This is a genomic window from Nocardia macrotermitis (assembly GCF_009604405.1).
In the GTDB taxonomy this organism is placed as follows: Bacteria; Actinomycetota; Actinomycetes; order Mycobacteriales; family Mycobacteriaceae; genus Nocardia; species Nocardia macrotermitis.
Genome location: NZ_WEGK01000004.1, coordinates 88,370 through 105,341 on the forward strand (window position 1 = coordinate 88,370; position 16,972 = coordinate 105,341).

The 16,972-nt window shown below is 67.6% G+C and carries 13 protein-coding genes; 1 reads left to right on the plus strand and 12 read right to left on the minus strand.

Annotation, left to right across the window (positions count from 1 at the left end; genetic code table 11):
- The 10 genes from NRB20_RS10590 to NRB20_RS10635 all read right to left on the minus strand — a co-directional run bounded on the left by NRB20_RS10590 (nt 1) and on the right by NRB20_RS10635 (nt 12,737).
- Entirely contained in the window at nt 1-6,006 is a 6,006-nt protein-coding gene (locus NRB20_RS10590; RefSeq protein ID WP_194289796.1) for a type I polyketide synthase, read from the minus strand.
- Nucleotides 5,999-7,039 (minus strand): serine hydrolase domain-containing protein, encoded by a 1,041-nt coding sequence (locus NRB20_RS10595; RefSeq protein WP_194289797.1) that lies wholly within the window; start codon nt 7,037-7,039, stop codon nt 5,999-6,001. Before NRB20_RS10595 ends, NRB20_RS10590 begins: the two co-directional genes overlap by 8 nt.
- 36 nt (nt 7,040-7,075) lie before the next feature.
- On the minus strand, nt 7,076-7,882 hold the full coding sequence (locus tag NRB20_RS10600) for an ESX secretion-associated protein EspG (protein WP_153409931.1): 807 nt from the start codon (nt 7,880-7,882) through the stop codon (nt 7,076-7,078).
- The gene (locus tag NRB20_RS10605) at nt 7,879-9,318 is read right to left on the minus strand and encodes a hypothetical protein (protein WP_153409932.1); all 1,440 of its coding nucleotides are present in this window, start codon (nt 9,316-9,318) and stop codon (nt 7,879-7,881) included. The genes NRB20_RS10600 and NRB20_RS10605 overlap by 4 nt, the downstream gene beginning before the upstream one ends.
- Nucleotides 9,319-9,352: 34 nt before the next feature.
- Nucleotides 9,353-9,763, minus strand: a complete 411-nt coding sequence (locus tag NRB20_RS10610; protein WP_153409933.1) for a hypothetical protein — start codon at nt 9,761-9,763, stop codon at nt 9,353-9,355.
- Between the two features lie 408 nt (nt 9,764-10,171).
- Nucleotides 10,172-10,750: a F0F1 ATP synthase subunit B family protein gene (locus tag NRB20_RS10615; protein WP_153409934.1), complete on the minus strand. Its 579-nt coding sequence runs from the start codon at nt 10,748-10,750 to the stop codon at nt 10,172-10,174.
- Entirely contained in the window at nt 10,747-11,256 is a 510-nt protein-coding gene (locus tag NRB20_RS10620; protein ID WP_153409935.1) for a F0F1 ATP synthase subunit B, read from the minus strand. Before NRB20_RS10620 ends, NRB20_RS10615 begins: the two co-directional genes overlap by 4 nt.
- A gap of 6 nt (nt 11,257-11,262) precedes the next feature.
- Nucleotides 11,263-11,520, minus strand: a complete 258-nt coding sequence (locus NRB20_RS10625; protein ID WP_040819136.1) for a F0F1 ATP synthase subunit C — start codon at nt 11,518-11,520, stop codon at nt 11,263-11,265.
- 45 nt (nt 11,521-11,565) lie between these two features.
- Nucleotides 11,566-12,240, minus strand: coding sequence for a F0F1 ATP synthase subunit A (gene atpB / locus NRB20_RS10630; protein ID WP_264766344.1), 675 nt, complete (start codon nt 12,238-12,240; stop codon nt 11,566-11,568).
- Between the two features lie 116 nt (nt 12,241-12,356).
- On the minus strand, nt 12,357-12,737 hold the full coding sequence (locus NRB20_RS10635; RefSeq protein ID WP_319944725.1) for a hypothetical protein: 381 nt from the start codon (nt 12,735-12,737) through the stop codon (nt 12,357-12,359).
- 621 nt (nt 12,738-13,358) lie between these two features.
- On the opposite strand from NRB20_RS10635, the gene NRB20_RS10640 reads away from it, so the two are divergent.
- On the plus strand, nt 13,359-14,540 hold the full coding sequence (locus NRB20_RS10640; RefSeq protein ID WP_406603805.1) for a glycosyltransferase family 4 protein: 1,182 nt from the start codon (nt 13,359-13,361) through the stop codon (nt 14,538-14,540).
- Nucleotides 14,541-14,576: 36 nt separating this feature from the next.
- Here NRB20_RS10640 and NRB20_RS10645 read toward each other — a convergent pair whose 3' ends face one another.
- Together NRB20_RS10645 and NRB20_RS10650 are read right to left on the minus strand one after the other, a co-directional pair.
- Nucleotides 14,577-15,098 (minus strand): MarR family winged helix-turn-helix transcriptional regulator, encoded by a 522-nt coding sequence (locus NRB20_RS10645; protein WP_153409937.1) that lies wholly within the window; start codon nt 15,096-15,098, stop codon nt 14,577-14,579.
- Nucleotides 15,095-16,870 (minus strand): FUSC family protein, encoded by a 1,776-nt coding sequence (locus NRB20_RS10650; protein ID WP_227833409.1) that lies wholly within the window; start codon nt 16,868-16,870, stop codon nt 15,095-15,097. Before NRB20_RS10650 ends, NRB20_RS10645 begins: the two co-directional genes overlap by 4 nt.
- Nucleotides 16,871-16,972 lie beyond the last annotated feature (102 nt).

Consider the following 16,972-nt stretch of genomic DNA (forward strand, 5'->3'; position numbering starts at 1 on the left):
TCACTCCAACGCCGCGCAGAGATGATCGGTCAACGTGGCGGCGGTCGGATACTCGAAGACAACCGTGGTCGGCAGTGCAACACCGAGCGCGGTCCGCAGCCGATTGCGGAATTCGACCGCGCCGAGGGAATCGAATCCGAGTTCCTTGAACGACTGGTCGATGCCGATCGCGTCCGGGCCTTCGTAACCGAGCACAGCGGCGGCGGTGGAGCGGACGAGGGCGAACACCCGCTCGCGTCGTCGCTCCGGATCCAGCCCGGTCAGGCCACCGACCGCGGCCACGGGCGCGTCACCCGGTTTCGGGGCCGCGCGCACCAGGCCGCGAACCAGCACCGGCAGGATCTCCCCCGCCTCGATGGTGGCGAGATCGAGGCGAGCGGGTACGACGAACGACCGGCCGAGCTCGATCGCCTCGTCGAACAGGTCCAGGGCCTCGGCCGAGGACATGGCGACGGATCCGGCTCGTTCCAGGCGGGTCCGATCCCGGTCGCGCAGATGCCCGGTCATCCCGGTCGCGGACGCCCAGAACCCCCAGCCGAGCGACAGCGCGGGCAGCCCGAGCTGGGCCCGGTGCGCGGCCAGCGCGTCGACGAAGGTGTTGGCCGCGGCATAGTTCGCCTGACCGGCCGGGCCGAATATGCCCGCGATCGAGGAGAACAGCACGAACATCGACAGATCCGATGCCGCGGTCAGCTCGTGCAGGTTCCAGGCGGCGTCGACCTTCGGCCGGAGCACGTTCTCGAGTTGCCGCGGGGTCATCGTATCGATGACCGCGTCGTCGAGCAGACCGGCGGCGTGGATCACCCCGGCCAGCGGCGGATCGATCCCCGCGAGCACCTCCCGCAGCGAATCCCGTTGCGCGGCATCACATGCCACGATCCGCACGTCCGCCCCGAGTGCGCCGAGCTCGCTGTGCAGCCGTGCCGCACCGGGCGTCGCCATGCCACGACGACCGAGCAGCACGAGATTCCGCACGCCGTACCGGGTCACCAGATGCCGCGCGAGCGCCGCGCCGATGACCCCGGTGCCGCCGGTGATCAGAACCGTTCCCGCCCAACGTGGTTCGTCCGGAATCGTGAGAGCCAGCTTGCCGATGTGCCGCGCCTGACCGAGATGACGCAGCGCCTCGGGCGCGCGCCGGATATCCCAGCGCCCGACCGGCAACGGCCGCAGCACACCGGATTCGAACAGCGCCGCGATCTCGGTCAGCATCCGCTGAATCCGATCGAGACCGACGTCGACCAGCGCGAACGCCCGATACGTGACGCCGGGATGAGTCGCCGCGACAGCCGCCGCATCGCGGATATCGGTCTTCCCCAACTCGACGAACCGGCCGCCACGGGGCAGCAACCGCAGCGAGGCATCGACGAATTCGCCTGCGAGAGAATCGAGTACGACATCCACACCGGCGCCCCCGGTGGTCGCGAGGAACGTCCGCTCGAACTCGACCGTGCGCGAGTCGCCGATGTGGTCGTCGTCGAATCCGAGCGCGCGCAGCACGTGCTGCTTCCCCGCGCTCGCCGTGGCGAACGGCTCCGCACCCCAGTGCCGGGCCAACGCGATCGCCGCCAGGCCGACCCCACCGGTCGCCGCGTGCACCAGTAACCGCTCACCCGGGAGCAGATCCGCCAGGTCACGCAGCGCGAAATAGGCGGTGAGGAATACCGCGGGCGTGCTGGCGGCCGCGGCGAACGACAGCCCGGCCGGAATCGGGACCACCAACCGGTGATCGACCGTCACGGTCGAGGCGATCGGCCCGAGCAGCCCCATCACCCGGTCTCCCGGGGCGACCGACGTGACGTCGGGCGCGACCTCGACCACGACCCCGGCGCCGTCGGCGCCGATCTCGGCCTCGCCCCCGTCGTACATGCCGAGCGCGATCATCACGTCGCGGAAGTTCAGCCCCACCGCGCGCACCGCGATCCGGACCTCACCCGCCCGCAATTCCCGTTCCGGCTCCGCGAGCGGCGCCAGGCGCAGATTGGCCGACTGCAACGTCCCGTGACCGCCGGTCCGCAGCCGCCACGACCCGGTATCGATCAGTTCGGCATTGCCGACCAGATCCGCGCGGGCGCGAACGAGCCTGGGCACGTGGGTGATTCCGCGCCGGTACGCGAGCTGCGGTTCGTCGGTGGCCAGCGCCGCGGCGATCGCCACCCGGCGGTGGGACCAGTCGTCGACGTCCACGAGCACGATCCGCCCCGGATGCTCATTCTGCGCCGCCCGCAGCAACCCCCAAGCCGGTGCGTGCACGAGATCCAGCACGTCCTCGCCGCCGTGCACCGCGACCGCCCGGCAGGTGACGACGACGAGTGTGCTGTCGTCGTCGCGTGCCAGCCACCGCTGGATCTGTGCGAGGATCGCGACGAGCCGGGTACGCACCGCCCGTGGCAGGTCACCGTCGGTCACCGGAATCTCCCGGCACCGTAATATATTGGGCGCCTTGGTGATCCGGTCCCCGTGCGGTTCCGGAATCGATACCGGGACCCAGTCCAGGCCGTACACCGGCCCACCGGAGAGCTGCCGTCGATCGATCGGCCGCGAGGCGAGCGAATCGATCCTGGCGACCACGGCGCCGGCGGTGTCGAACAGTGTCACCGCGACCCGCCCTTCGGCCAGCGTCGTCACACGCACCCGCAACGCGGTCGCACCCGCCGCGTACAACTCGACACCCTCCCAGGCGAACGGCAGGCTCACCGTGGCGGCGTCGCGAGTCGCGAACGGCTCGATCAGCACGTGCAACGCCGCGTCGAGCAGGGCCGGGTGCAGACCGAATCCCGCCACACCGGACGAGAGCGGCGCGAGGATCTCGGCGTGGAACTCCCGATCCCGCGACGAGGCACCCGTCACCCAGGCGGCGCGCAGTCCCCGGAACACCGGACCGTACTCGTATCCTCGGGCGGCACATCGTTCGTAGAAGTCGCCGAGATCGATCGGCGTCGCGTCGCGCGGCGGCCAGGCCGTGTCGACCTGCGGCGCGTCGTGGTGTGCGCCGGTCACCGTGCCCGAGGCGTGCAGCGTCCACTGCGTCGCGTCGTCGGTGCGCAGATAGCACCGGACCGGTCGCCGCCCCGAGATGTCGGGCGTGCCGATGACCGTGCGGAGTTGCACCGCACCGGATTCGGCGACGACCAGCGGCGCGTGCAGCACGAGTTCGGCCAGACGACGGCAGCCGGCCGAGGCTCCGGCCGACAGTACGAGTTCGACCGTCGCGGCCCCCGGGAGCAACACCGTTCCGGCGACGGCGTGGTCGGCGAGCCAGGGCTGACGGTCGACGGACACCTCGCCGGCGAACGTCACCTCACCCGATTCGGGATGTTCGACCATCGCATCGATGAACGGGTGCACGGCACCGGCGCCCCCCTCGTCGGGCGCGAGCCAGAATCGGTTGTGCTGGAACGGATATACCGGCAGATCGACCCGTCGCGGTCGCAGCATTCGGAGGTAGGTCCGCCAGTTCGCGCGCACCTGCGCCGCGGACAACAGGAAGCGGCGTAGATCCCCCTGGTCGCGCCGCACGGTTTCGAGGACCGTGACATCCTCGGCGTCGAGCGTTTCCTGAATTCCGATGGTCAGCACCGGATGCGGACTCACCTCGACGAAGGTGCGGTACCCGCGCTCGTACGCGGCGCGGATCGCCGACTCGAATTGCACCGGCTGCCTGAGGTTTTCGAACCAGTACCCGGCATCGGTCGCGACCGGGCCGAGCAGACCGCCGGTGACCGTCGAGAAGATCGGGACGTCACCGTCCCGCCGCGTCGTCCGACCGCTCTCTTCGGCAGCGGATCCGATTCCGGCCAGCGCGGAACGCAATTCGGCGCCGATCGCATCGACCTGCGCCGAATGCGCGGCGTAGTTCACCGGAATCTGTTTGGCGCGAAGGTCGTTGGCGTCGCTGTGGGCGATCAGTTCCGCGATCGCGTCCGCATCGCCGGACACCACGGTCGAACACGGACCGTTGACCGCCGCGACACCCAGTCTGCCGGACCACTTTTCGAGCAGGGCGCCGACCTCGCCGACCGCCTGCGGCACCGACACCATGCCGCCCTGCCCCGCGATCGCGACGAGCGCGCGACTGCGGACGATCACCACCCGCGCGGCCTCGGCCAGCGACAACGCCCCGGCGACGTAGGCGGCCGCGATCTCCCCCTGCGAATGACCGATCACCGCGGCGGGTTCGACACCGACCGACCGCCACAGCCGGGCCAGCGAGGTCATCACGGCGAACAGCACCGGCTGCACCACATCGACCCGCTCGAGTCCGGGCGCATCCGGCGCGTTCCGCAGCACGTCCGGCAGCGACCAGTCGACCAGATCGGCGAACACCGCGGCGCACTCGGCGATATGTTCGGCGAATACCGGTGCGGTATCGAGCAATTCGGCCGCCATCCCGACCCACTGCGAGCCCTGGCCCGGGAACACGAAGACGGCGTCCCCGGTCGGCCTGCCGGTCGTGACGACGTTCTCGGCGGCCCGCCCCTCGGCGACCGCGTTCAGACCCGCACGCAGCTCGTCGGCGTCCGCGCCGACGACGACGGCTCGGCAGGCGAGATCCGCCCGCCCGGTCGCCGACGACCACGCGATGTCCACCGGCTCCCGGTCCAGCATCCCGAGCAGCCGAGATGCCTGCTCCGCCAACGCCCGTCCCGTCTTCGCCGACAATTCGAGCGGAACCGCGACCGCGGGCCGGCGCCGCGATACCGCCACGGGTTCGTCCGGCGCCTGTTCCAGGATCACGTGCGCGTTGGTGCCGCTGATGCCGAACGCCGAGACCCCCGCGCGACGAACCCGATTCCGCGACGGCCACGCGGTCGGCTCGGTCACCACCCGCACCGTGCCGGTCGACCAGTCCACGGCGGTCGTCGGCCGCTCGGCGCCCGGTGTCGGCGGCACCACCGCGTGCCGCATGGCCTCGACCATCTTGATCACGCCCGCCACACCCGCCGCGGCCTGCGCGTGACCGATGTTCGCCTTCACCGATCCGACCAGCAACGGCGTTGCGGCCGAACGTGTTCCACCGAAGGTCGCGATCAGGGCGGACGCCTCGATCGGATCGCCGACCGTGGTGCCGGTACCGTGCGCCTCCACCACATCGATGTCCTCGGGCGTGAGCCCGGCCGCGGCGAGCGCCTTGCGGATGACCCGTTCCTGCGCCGGGCCGCTCGGCACCGTCAACCCGCTCGACGCGCCGTCCTGCCCGGTCGCCGATCCGCGCAGCAGCGCGAGCACCGGATGATCGCGCCGACGGGCCTGCGAAAGCCGTTCCAGGACAAGGACTCCCACGCCCTCACCGATGCCGAACCCGTCGGCCGCAACCGAGAACGGTTTGCAGCGGCCGTCTTCCGCGAGCGCGCCGAGTTCACCCAGCCCGACGATCGCGCTCGGCGAACTCAGCACCGTCGCACCACCGGCCAGCGCGAGCGTGCAGTCGCCGGTCCGCAGTGCCTGTGCCGCAAGGTGTATCGCGACCAGCGAGGACGAGCACGCGGTGTCCACGGTGACCGCCGGCCCCGCCAGCCCCAGCGAGTACGCCACCCGACCCGACGCGACGGCCGGCGCGGTCCCAGTGGCCAGATGCCCGGCCAGACCCATACGGTCCGAGCCGACCCGGCCACCGTAATCCATCGCGACGACGCCGAAGTAGACCCCGGTTTCCGAACCCGCGAGCGACAACGGATCGATACCGCCGCGTTCCAGGGCTTCCCATGAGGTTTCCAGCAGCAACCGCTGCTGCGGGTCCATCGCCAGCGCCTCGCGCGGGCTGATACCGAAGAACGCCGCGTCGAACGCGTCGGCCGCATCGAGGAAATTCCCGTGCCGGGTGTTGACCGAAGCCGGGAGTCTGCCTCGATCCCAGCCCCGGTCGAGCGGGAATGCCGAAGTGGCGCTTCGCCCTTCGGCGGCGAACGCCCACAGCTCCGCGGACGAGGCGATACCGCCCGGATACCGGCATCCGATGCCGACGATCGCGATCGGATCCTCCGACGCGCGGTCCGGCTCAGCCATCGACGAACCCCGGATACAGCGACCGCACCAGATCGAGGGCGATCTCCATGCTGATGGCATCGACGTTCGCCGACGCGTTGGTCACGACCGCGACCGACGCGTCCTCGGCCGGATAGCGGTACACCGCGCACGAGGACCCAGGCATGATGCTGTTGTGGCCGAGCAGCGCGCCCAGTCGCTGCACCCCGAGCCCGTACCGGTGAAAGGCGCGCCGCCGGTCCAACGGCGTCGGCGCCAGCCGCGCATCCCGCAGTTCGGCCGAGAGCAACCTGCCCTCGGCGAGTTCACGCACCCAGCGCAGCAGATCGTCGACGGTCGAGGTCATCGCACCCGCGGTCCACAGCATATTGGGGTTCATATCGCCGAGCGCGCGCAATGTGCGATCGTCGGGCAGATAGCTATAGACCGTCGGATGAGGGTCGGGAAGCTTTGCAACAGAGGGGAATTCGGTGCTCGTCAGCTCCGGCAGCGCGGCCACCACATCGTCGTTGATCACCGCGGCCGCGGGCCTGCCGGTCACCTGCTCGAGGATCAGGCCGAGCAGGATGTAGTTGCTGTCGCAGTAGTCTGCCTTGGCCCCCGGCTCGAAAGCCGCAGGGCCCCTTCGCATCAGCTCGACCTTGCGCTCCTGCGGCCAGTCCGCGTCGGGGGTGTCGAAGGAGGGCTCCGCGCGCACCGGCAGCCAGTCCGGCACCCCGGCGAAGTTGGCCACCCCGGAGGTCATGTTCAGCAGCTGCCGGATCGTGATGCGCTCGCCGTTCGGTATGCCCGGCACGAACGGTTCGAGGGTATCCTCGAAACCTATTCGGCCACTGTCGATCTGCTGGAGCACGGCCGTCGCGGTGAACGATTTCGTGACACATCCGACGCGATGGTGATCGCCGATCCGGAACGGCTCACCGGTCGTCACATCCGCGACGCCCAGGGCCAGCTCCCACCGCTCACCACCCACCTCGACGACCGCGCCGAGACCCGGCAGGCGCTTGTCGTAGAGCTGCGTCTCGAGCAGGAATTCGAGTGTGTCACAGGTCATCTCGTCGAACATCGGACCGCTTCCGCGCCCGGCCGCTCAGGAGACCCGGAAGTCGCGGTCGGCGGGCCGGTTCTCCCGGATCCGGCGGACCAGATCCGCGACCCGCCGGTTGACGACGGTCTCGAATCCCTCGTCGTCCACCGGAACCGCCACCGGATCCGGTTTGGCCTCGATCACGTAGCGGCCGTCGTCGACAAGGTCGCGCCAGCGGATGAGATAGCCACTGCGGTCCTGGATCCAGTGCGCCCCCTTGCCGGGCTCGACCTTCAGGTCGCCGAACTGGATCGCCTTCGCACGGCGCCAGCGGTCCGAACGCTGCTGCGTCTGGTCGTTCGAATCGAGCACCGGCGAGCCGTCGTGATGCGCATCCGAACCGTCCGGCTCCTCCGGGAGGATCTGGACCTCGCCCCGCTTACCCCGCCCGACCTTGGGCAGATGTTCGATCACCGACCGCGCCAGCCCGACCACGTCGGTCTCGTAGACATCGACGTCGCCGCCGCGCTCGATGGTCTCGCCGGGCTGCTGCACCAGCACCACCGCGTAACCCTCGCGCCGCAATCCGACCACGCGCGTCACCAGCGACATATCCGTCTCGTCGGCGGACGGCTCGCCCGCCGCCCAGATCACGATGTCCGGGTTGACCGCGGCCTCCCACAACTGCATCGCGTCTTCCGGCAGATAGGCCAGCAGGCGCTCGGCGGTCTCCTTCTTCGCGCGGATGTAGTCGTCCTCGTACTGCTGCGTCGGCCAATGGACCAGTGGGAACGGCAGTCGCTCACGCGACATCAGCTCCCACAGCACGACCGTCTCGAACGACGTCAGCCGCCCCCGATGCACGCTCATCCGTCGACGACCGGCTTCGCGGTCACCGGCGCGTTACCCATGGCCTGCTCGAGCCACTCCTCCGAATCCAGGAATTCGGCGCGCTTCTTCTCCTTGTCGCTCTCCTTGCGCTGGCCGCCGCCCATCGCGCCCATACCCGGCATGCCCATCCCGCTGGTGGTGGAGAGTCCGGCCTTGACCTGGCCGCTGACGGTTTCGCCGAGCGCGGAGGTCGTGGTCGCGCGCGGGAACAGCTTGGACGAGGCCGCAGCCTCGCTCGCCAGCAGCGACTGTGTGCCGAAACCCTTGCCACCGCCGCCACCGCCGCCGGTCCCGCCACCCAAACCGTTCAGCGCCGAGGCCGCCAGGCCTGCTACCGCGGGGTTCTCCAAGCCGTCGAGGAGCTTCTCGGCATCGGTCTGCGCCGACTTCTGGGTGAACTGCTGACCGATCTGCTGCGCAGCCTGCAAGCCCTGCTGCAATCCCTGCTCCAGCGTCTGTGCGACCTGCTGGACCTGTTGCTGCTGCTCTTGCTGTTGTTGCTGCTGCTGTTGTTCCTTCTGTTGCTGTTCCTGCTGCTTCTGTTGCTGCTCTTGCTGTTTCTGTTGTTCCTCGAGCTGCTTCTGCTGCTGCGCTTCCAGTTCCTTCTGCTGCTTTTCCTGCTGTTTCGCGTACTCCTGCGACTGCTGGGTGTAATTCGACGGCGTCAGTCCGGGCGGGCCCGGAATCCCGGGAGTGCCGGGCGTACCAGGGGTACCGGGAGTGCCGGGCGTACCGGTGCGCCCGGTGTTCGGATCCGGAAGTCCAGTCGTAACCGGTTGCGGCGGTGGGAATATCGGCATGGCCGCGTCCGCGGATTTCCCGCCCGCGACGAACACCTGGTTCATGACGTCATGGGCCCGCTGGGTGAGCAGGGACTTCAATTGCGCCCTGGTCTGGTCGTTGTCGTACTGGCCGGAGGTCTGCACGATCGACGTCCCGTCGTGCAGCTTGCCGTCCGAGCCCGGAATATTGTTCTTCGTGAGTTCAAGGAACTTCGCCGTGAATTCGAGGCTGTTCGCGATCCCTTCGATGACCACAGGCAGCTGTGCCAACTGATCGGCGTAACGTTGCACCGCCGTCGACGCGCTGCCGCCGCCGGTCGAATCCCAGGAAGCGATGATCTTCGATTTGACCTCGTTGGAGAACTTGCCGGCGAGCGAAGTCAGCGTGTCACCGTGCGTGCGCCAGCTGTTGGCCAACTCCTGCACCGGTTTGGATTCGATCGATTCACGGAAACTCACCAGCCCTCCCGCGCCATCCAACTCCCTGCCGTAGTGTTCCCACGGGACCTCGCCCGTTTCGGTCGAAATATCACCGCTGGTGCCCAGCACGGTGCTCTTGTCGACGGTCTCGTTGTCCGGTTTGAAGTCGTTGAGTTTGTACGACTTCGGATTGTTCGGAGCAGAGTCACCCATTGGTCACCTCCCTGGGCCGCCGGTCGGAATTCTACTATTTCGTCTTCGCCCGGCAGCTGTCCACCTGCGTGTCATAACTGGACAGGGTGTAGCCGGAAAGGTCTGCGGCAGAATGATCTTCGGCCTTCAGATAGGCGCGGCCGGACGCGATGAAGGTCTCCATCATGTCGTTGACGACGTCGCGATGCTTGGTCAACACGTTCGGCATCGAAGAGTCGTACTGAGGGTTCGCGCGGTCCGCGTACCGCTTGGCGAGGTCCGTCGCATTCGGGAGGTTGCCGAAGCCCGTGACAGTGGCCAACTCGCCGGATTTACTGATCGTCTGGTTGAGTTCGTGGATCAGGTCGGCGCACATGTTGGCACAGTCCAGCGCCGCTTGCGGTTTCAGCTGGACGCGCCCCGCCTTGGCCGCCTTGGTGTAGGTGTCGAATTCGCTGTCAGCCATCGGTCGGCCCTTCTCGCGACGGAATGCTCGGAAAGATGGAGTCGGCCCGAAATACTTCGAGACGCGAAAACGTCTGGGCCGCAGTAAGATACGGTTCAACCCATCGATCACGCACGATCGATGGGCGAGTTTCCTTGGCCGGCTGCATGATCAGCCCGCGTGGCACCGAGATCCGGCAGACCACAACCACTGTTGTGGAGAAATGGCGAACCCCCCGTGCATCGTGGTGACCCTCAGCCCGCGAACAGACTGACGTCCCCGCGGGCGCGCGGGGATGACAAACACCCTAGCGCGCGGCGAATATGGGGCGCAACGAGTTTTCTGTGAACGCCGAGCAACGTTCCGACCTCGAAAAACAAGTCTCCGCGCCCACAACGACAGCCGTCGCGGACGCGGAGAACGGACCGATCAGTTCCAGCGGGATTGTGCCCGGCGCTTGACCGACGGGGAGGCATCTCCGTTGGCCATCACCTCGAGATCCTCGAGGAAGTTCTCGACACTGTCGGCCTTGGCCTGCAACGACGCCACCTGCTGACGCACCCGCTCCTCAGTGCGATCGAGCATATTGGTGACCAGTTCGGCCTGCAGATCGCGCACGAGTTGCCGGTGCAGCTGTGCGATCTGGTCGCGCCCCTGCTTGCGCACGCGCTCGACCTCGGCGGTCGCCGCCTCACGCATCTGCGCGATGATGTGGTCGGCGTCGGCGCGGGCGTCACCACGCATCCGCTCGAGTTCGACCTGGGCCTCGGCCAGCGCGTTGTCGTAGGACTTCTTGGCCTCTTCGAGCCTGGTCGCGGCCTTGTCGCTCTCGTCGAGCTGACGCGCCACCACGTCCTGACTCTTGGCCATCATCCGACGCAGCGGCGGCAGGATCCACTTCACGAAGACGAAGACGATCACCACGAAGCCGAACAGCTGGCTGAAGAAGACCGGCCAATCGAACGAGATGTGATACGGCCCTTCAGCGAGCACACCGCTGTTGATCATGAAGTAGCCCGTCCCCTTCGCTGGCCGGAGCTGGTGCCGGCGTGCCCTTCGTCGCGACCCACCACGCGTTCGGCCAGGGACTGCGACAGCGGTTCGACCGCCTCCCGCAGTTCCGCGGCGACCTGGTCGGCCTCGGCCCGCAGTTGCGCCGCGGACTCCGCGACGATGTTGTCCGCCTCCTGCTGCGCTTCACCACGCAGCTGTTCGAGGATGGTGCGCCCTTCGGCACGCGCCTCGTTGCGGATATCGGCGGCCTCGGCGCGCGCCTTCTCGAGTGCGGACTCGTATCTGGCCTGTGCCTCGGCGAACGTTTCCTTGGCCTCTTTGTTGTTCGCCGAGGTCTGATCGACCCGCTCTTCGCGTTCCGTCAGGACCTTGCGGATCGGCGGAACGACGAAGAACCAGATGACTCCGAGCACGATCAGGAAGATCAGCAGCTCGGCGAAGAAGGTTCCGTTGGGAATGAGGAAGTTCCCAGCGGCCTCCACATCGGTTCGCGGAGACATCTCGTATTACTTACCGGGAGTGGCGAATACGAACAGCGCCATGAAAGCGAGGTTGATGAAGTACGCGGCCTCGACCAGACCGACGGTCAGGAAGAAGTTACCGCGCAACCGGCCCTCGGCCTCGGGCTGCCGGGTCACACCGTTGATCAGCGCGGAACCCGCCAGGCCGTCACCGATACCGGCGCCGATGGCGCCACCGGCCATGATGATGCCGCCACCGATGAGGGCACCCTGGACGATCTGAGCGGTTGCTGGATCTGCCATTTTCACTTCCTGTTCTCGAACAGTTACTCCGATCGGCGGCGCCGATCAGTGGTTTTCGTGCTCCAGCGCCATCGACTGGCTGAAGTAGAGTACGGTCAGCAGCGAGAAAATGAACGCCTGAATCGCCCCGACGAACAGATCGAACATCTTCCAGATCGCGTTGGGGCCCCAGCTGATCCACACCGGGAACAGCGTGATCACGGCGATCATCACACCGCCGGCGAACATGTTGCCGAAGAGTCGCAGCGAGAGCGACAGCGGCTTGGCGATCTCCTCGATGATGTTGATCAACACCATCGGACCCCATCCGGTGTGCCCCTTCAGCAGCGCCTTGAAATGCCCGCCCACACCACGTCGGGCGATGCCCGCGCCCTGATAGAAGACGAACACGAAAAGCGCCAGGGCATAGACGAAGTTGACGTCCGAGGCCGGTGGCGACACCAGCTCACCCTCGCCGTACTGGACCGGCAGCACCGAGAGCCAGTTGGACAGCAGGATGAAGGTGAACAGCGTGACCGCCAGCGGCAGCACGAACGGCGCGACCCGCAGGCCGATCGCCGACTCCACCTGATCGCGCATCTGCACGGTGATGGCCTCGAAGAACAGCTGAACCCCGTTGGGCACACCGGAAGTCAGCTTGATGCGCAGGAAGATCGCCAGCACAATCACGATGAGGGCGGCGACCGACGTCGAGACGATGGTGTCGACGTTGAAGTCCATGCCCCAGAAGTGGGCAACGGCGTGTTCGCCGACCTTGATCTTGGCGCCGGAATCAGCGAGCGAGAGTTCGGACCGGGCGATCGAACTCGGAATACCGGTCAACGAGGCGTGGATCGTCATGACAGCTGGCGCATCGCTTTCCACTCGGGCAGGACGGTATGAAGAACCAGAATGACCTGAAAGAGGGCCAGCCCGAAGAAAACTCCGATGCCGTTGGGCCGGGCCAGAAAAGCCACCAAAACGGACAAACCGGTCAATCCGAACAAACGGACCGCGGTCGACAGCAGCAATCCCTGCTTACTCGGTGTCTCCGAACGAATCTGGCGGGTGATGAACTTCCAGGTGAGCTGAGCGTTGAGCCAACCCAGCCCGAGTCCGATGCAGATGAATGTGCCCAGCAACAACCGATCGAGCGGACCCGCTATCACCAGAGCCAGTACGCCGAACGCGGTCGCAACATAGGCCGCGCGGCGTATCCGGAGTCTGTCCACATTCACTGTGACACCGCCTCGCCGGTCGTCCCACCTCGTAGTGGGTCATGATTGTCCGTCAGCTTACACATACTCAACGACGTTGCGTAGCAACAATTTTGATCTTCACACAGATGACCTTGATATGTCTCGGAAATGCCTCCGAAACGCGCCGCAACAGTTCCTCAGCAACCTGCCAGCTAATGGGATAAAAGCCCCATATCCGGCGAATCGACGGTGACACAAGGCTATCCGGCGTCGGCCTGGCAAAACCGCCGCCACGCCATTATGGGCAAGGGATTTTCGGCGGAATGTCGCAATACAAACTTGAGGTTCGGGCCGACTCCGAGCTTCGCCGAACCGGATTCAGCCATTACATCGGCCGCCGACATCGGTCCCTTGCGCAGGTTTGCCGGAGGGTGGGAGGATAGCGGCGTATCGCTTGGAAAACGGTTTAATACCTGGGCGTGTTTCCTGAACAAGAGCTACATTCCGCCGGTTCAATTCGGACATTCTCGTAAGATTTTCGGACACATGATTAGCCAGATGGATGCTGGGTATGCATCACGCTGGGATCACGCCCGAGGCGGGCGATGCCCATCCGATGTTCCGATTGGTCGCAGCTTCACACGTTGAGGAGGCAGTACCATGAGTTCCCTCCCGTCCGATGCCGATGCCGATGCCGATGCACGCATTGTGGGATTCCGAAAGTCCGCCGCGCCGCTCGATGTCGTCATGGTCGCACCACCGTATTTCGAGGTCCCGCCGTCGGGTTACGGCGGCGTCGAGGCGGTCGTCGCGCAGCTCACGGACGCACTGACCGCGCGCGGACACCGCGTCACCCTGCTCGGGGCGGGGCGGTCGGGCACCACCGCGCGGTTCGTCAAGGTCTGGGACGACATCCTCGCCGAACGTCTCGGCGATCCCTTCCCGGAAGTACTGCACGCGTTGAAGGTCCGGCGCATCGTCACCGAACTGGCGCGCACCGAACGCATCGACATCGTGCACGACCACACCTTCGCCGGACCGCTGAACGCGCCGATGTACGCCTCGCTCGGCATCCCGACCGTGGTGACCGTGCACGGCCCGGTCGACGGTGAACCGCAGGACTACTACCGGGCCCTCGGCGACACCGCCCAGCTGATCGCGATCAGCGACCGGCAGCGGTCCCTGGCGCCGAACCTGAACTGGATCGGCCGGGTGCACAACGCGGTCCGGCCCATCGAGTGGCCGCTACAGATCAAGAAGCAGAACTTCGCCCTGTTCCTGGGCCGCTACGCCCCGTACAAGGGTCCGGATCTGGCGTTGCGGGCGGCGCACGCGGCGAATATTCCCCTGGTGCTCGCGGCGAAGATGAACGAACCGCCCGAGCGGGAGTACTTCAACTCCGCGGTGCGGCCGCTGCTGACCGAGCGGGACTGTGTGTTCGGCGAGGCCGACGCGGTGGCCAAGCGGCTGCTGCTGTCCTCGGCGCGGTGTCTGCTGTTCCCGATCCGCTGGGAGGAGCCGTTCGGGATCGTGATGATCGAGGCGATGGCCTGCGGCACACCGGTTGTCGCGCTGCGCGGCGGCGCGGTCGAGGAGGTCGTCGAGGACGGGGTCACCGGCATCATCTGTGACGACCCGGCGGAGTTGCCCGCAGCCATCGCCGAGGTGGGCCGCATCGATCCGGTCGCCTGCCGACGCCGGGTGATGGAGCGGTTCTCGGTGGACGGGCTCGGGGCCGGATACGAGGCCGCCTACTACATGGCGCTGGAATCTCGTCCGGCGCCGCAGCTTCCGTCCGTGCCGCAGCTGAGTCGGGCGATGTCCTTCGCCGCGAATCACTGATCCACGCCGCCGACCCGGTTCGATGCCCGACCCGGGTCAGTAGTCGACGCTGCCCAGCTGCCCCTCGAGTTGCAGCAGGAGATCGCCCAGGATGCGGGCGAGTTCGTCCTGCTCGTCGTCCGGCAGCCGGGACAGCAGCGACTGTTCGTAGGAAAGCTGTTGCGGGAAGAGCTGATCGATCAGCTCCCGGCCCGCATCGGTGAGCGCGAGATGGGCCACGCGACGATCGCGCTCATCGATGCGACGATCGACCAGGCCCCGCTTCTCCAGTCCCCGTACCCGTTTGGTGACCGCAGCGGGCGAGGCGAAGGTCTCGCGGGCCAGGCGGCCGGGTGTCAGCTCGCCGCCGATGCGGCGCAGCGCGGTCAGTATCTCGAATTCGGGGCGGCTCAACTCGGCCGTGCCCAGCGGGGCGTCGGCGACCCGTTGCAGCAGCGCCGCACAGCGATTGAGCCGGCCCAGTACCGCGATCGGGCCGAAGTTCAGGTCGGGACGGACGACCTCCCACTGTCGCAGTACGCCCGCCACCGCGTCCTCGGCCCGCGCTCCCTCGCTCATCGGGCGGCCACCGGCAGCCGGACCGGAAGTTGTGCCAGCATTTGATGTCCCGCGCGTTCGGAGGCGACGATCCGCTCCTCGGGCAACTCGGTGCTCCACCACTCCCCCGCCGCAATATCGGCGGACTCGCGCACCTCCACCAGCGCGGCCTTGAGCCGACGGCGGACATCGTTGTCGGCGCGGCCCGTCCGCAGCGCCTCGCGGGCCCGGGCGAGCACCGCGTCCAGCTCGCGCAGGGCCAGCCCGACCCGATCGAAGGCGCGCTTGTTGGGGACGGCGAAACAGATCAGCACGGCCACGGCCGCACCCACGCAGGTGTCGAGCCAGCGGTCCAGCGCCAGATGCCCGGCGGGCTGCACTCCGGCGAACTCGACCATCACCAGCGCCATCGGCGTGATGAATACCGATGCCACCCAATAGTTCCGGGAGATCGTCGCCTCGACGATCAGCTGACAGGTGAGCGCCACCACGACCAGCGCCACCGGATGCGCGGTCAGCGGGACCAGGGCGGTGAACAGCCCGACCCCGATCAGATTGCCCACCAGCCGCTGCACCGTGCGATGCCAGGACAGCGCGGTGTTCGCGACGATCAGCACCGCGGCCGTCATGACCGCCCAGTAGGGCCGGTTCACACCCAGGGCGATCGACACCAGTCCGGCCGCCGCTGCGCCCACCGCGACCCGCAGCGCGAGTTGGAATCCGGGCGAACTGGGCCGGAAGGCCCGCAGGACCCGCTGCACTCCGCTCGGCGCGGCTGCCACATCGCGCTGCATCGCGATGCCGCGGATCTGGTCCTGCTCGTCGATCAGGAAGTCGACCTCGGGCACCCGATGTCCGCCGCGCAGTACCTGCGCCCACTCGGTGAGCCGATCGGCCGCGGCCGCACGATCGAGCGGATCGGGCTCGCCGAAAGACGCGGCGGCGGTGGGCAATACGGGACGATCCGGAGCCGAAGGATCGGATTGTGCTGCGGCGGCCAGGGATTCGGCGCGCACCAGCAGGCGGCTCAGCCCGGCGCTCTCGGCGATCCGCCGCGGGGTGTCGCCGGGAATCAGCCGGACGGTGTGCCAGGCGGTATGACTCGCGGCCGCGACGTCGTACCGGGCGCGGGCCACGGCGGGGTCGCCCGCGGGCAGCCGCACCAGCCGCGCGGTGGCGGCGAGCGCCCGGGCGACGGCGAGCCGCTCCGGGGCGTGCGGCCGCACCAGCGCGGGAGCCATGCAGACCACCCAGGCCAGCACCCCACCGGCCAGCACGAGTTCGAGATGCGCGGGCACCTCGGCCAGCCGCACCGGCAGGAATCCGGCGGCGGAGATGATGAAGGTGAAGATGACATTGCCGGGCGGGCCGATCCGGGCGGCATCGCAGACCAGCTTGCAGACGCCCGCCAGCAGCGCGAGCACCAACACTCGCACCACGGCCGAATCGGTCAGGCCCGCGGTGGTCAGCGCGACGCCGACGCCCGCAACCATCCCGAACACCACCCACCCGAGCGCACGGGCCCGCGCGGCATAGGGCAGCCCGTGCCCGTAGAGCGCGCAGAGCCCGCCGGCGCAGGTATAGAAGGCCAGCGGCAGATGCCCGGTGGCGACCAGCACCACCTCGGGCACCCCGAGCGCGATCAGCCCGCAGACCGCGGACCGCCGCCAGGTATCGGCGACCGGACGCATCCGGAACGCACCGCGCAGCGAGAGCACCTGCCCCGCACGCCACAGCGTCCGGGCCGAGCGATCGACCGGGCGCAGGTGCATGTGGGGTGGCGGTAGGAACATACGAGAAGCTTAGCAGATGTTTTACTTGGAAAATATCCCTCTGTGCGGCGTCTCACCCTTCGTGTCCGCAGCGAGACCTGGGGACGCTACAGTCTCCGGGAC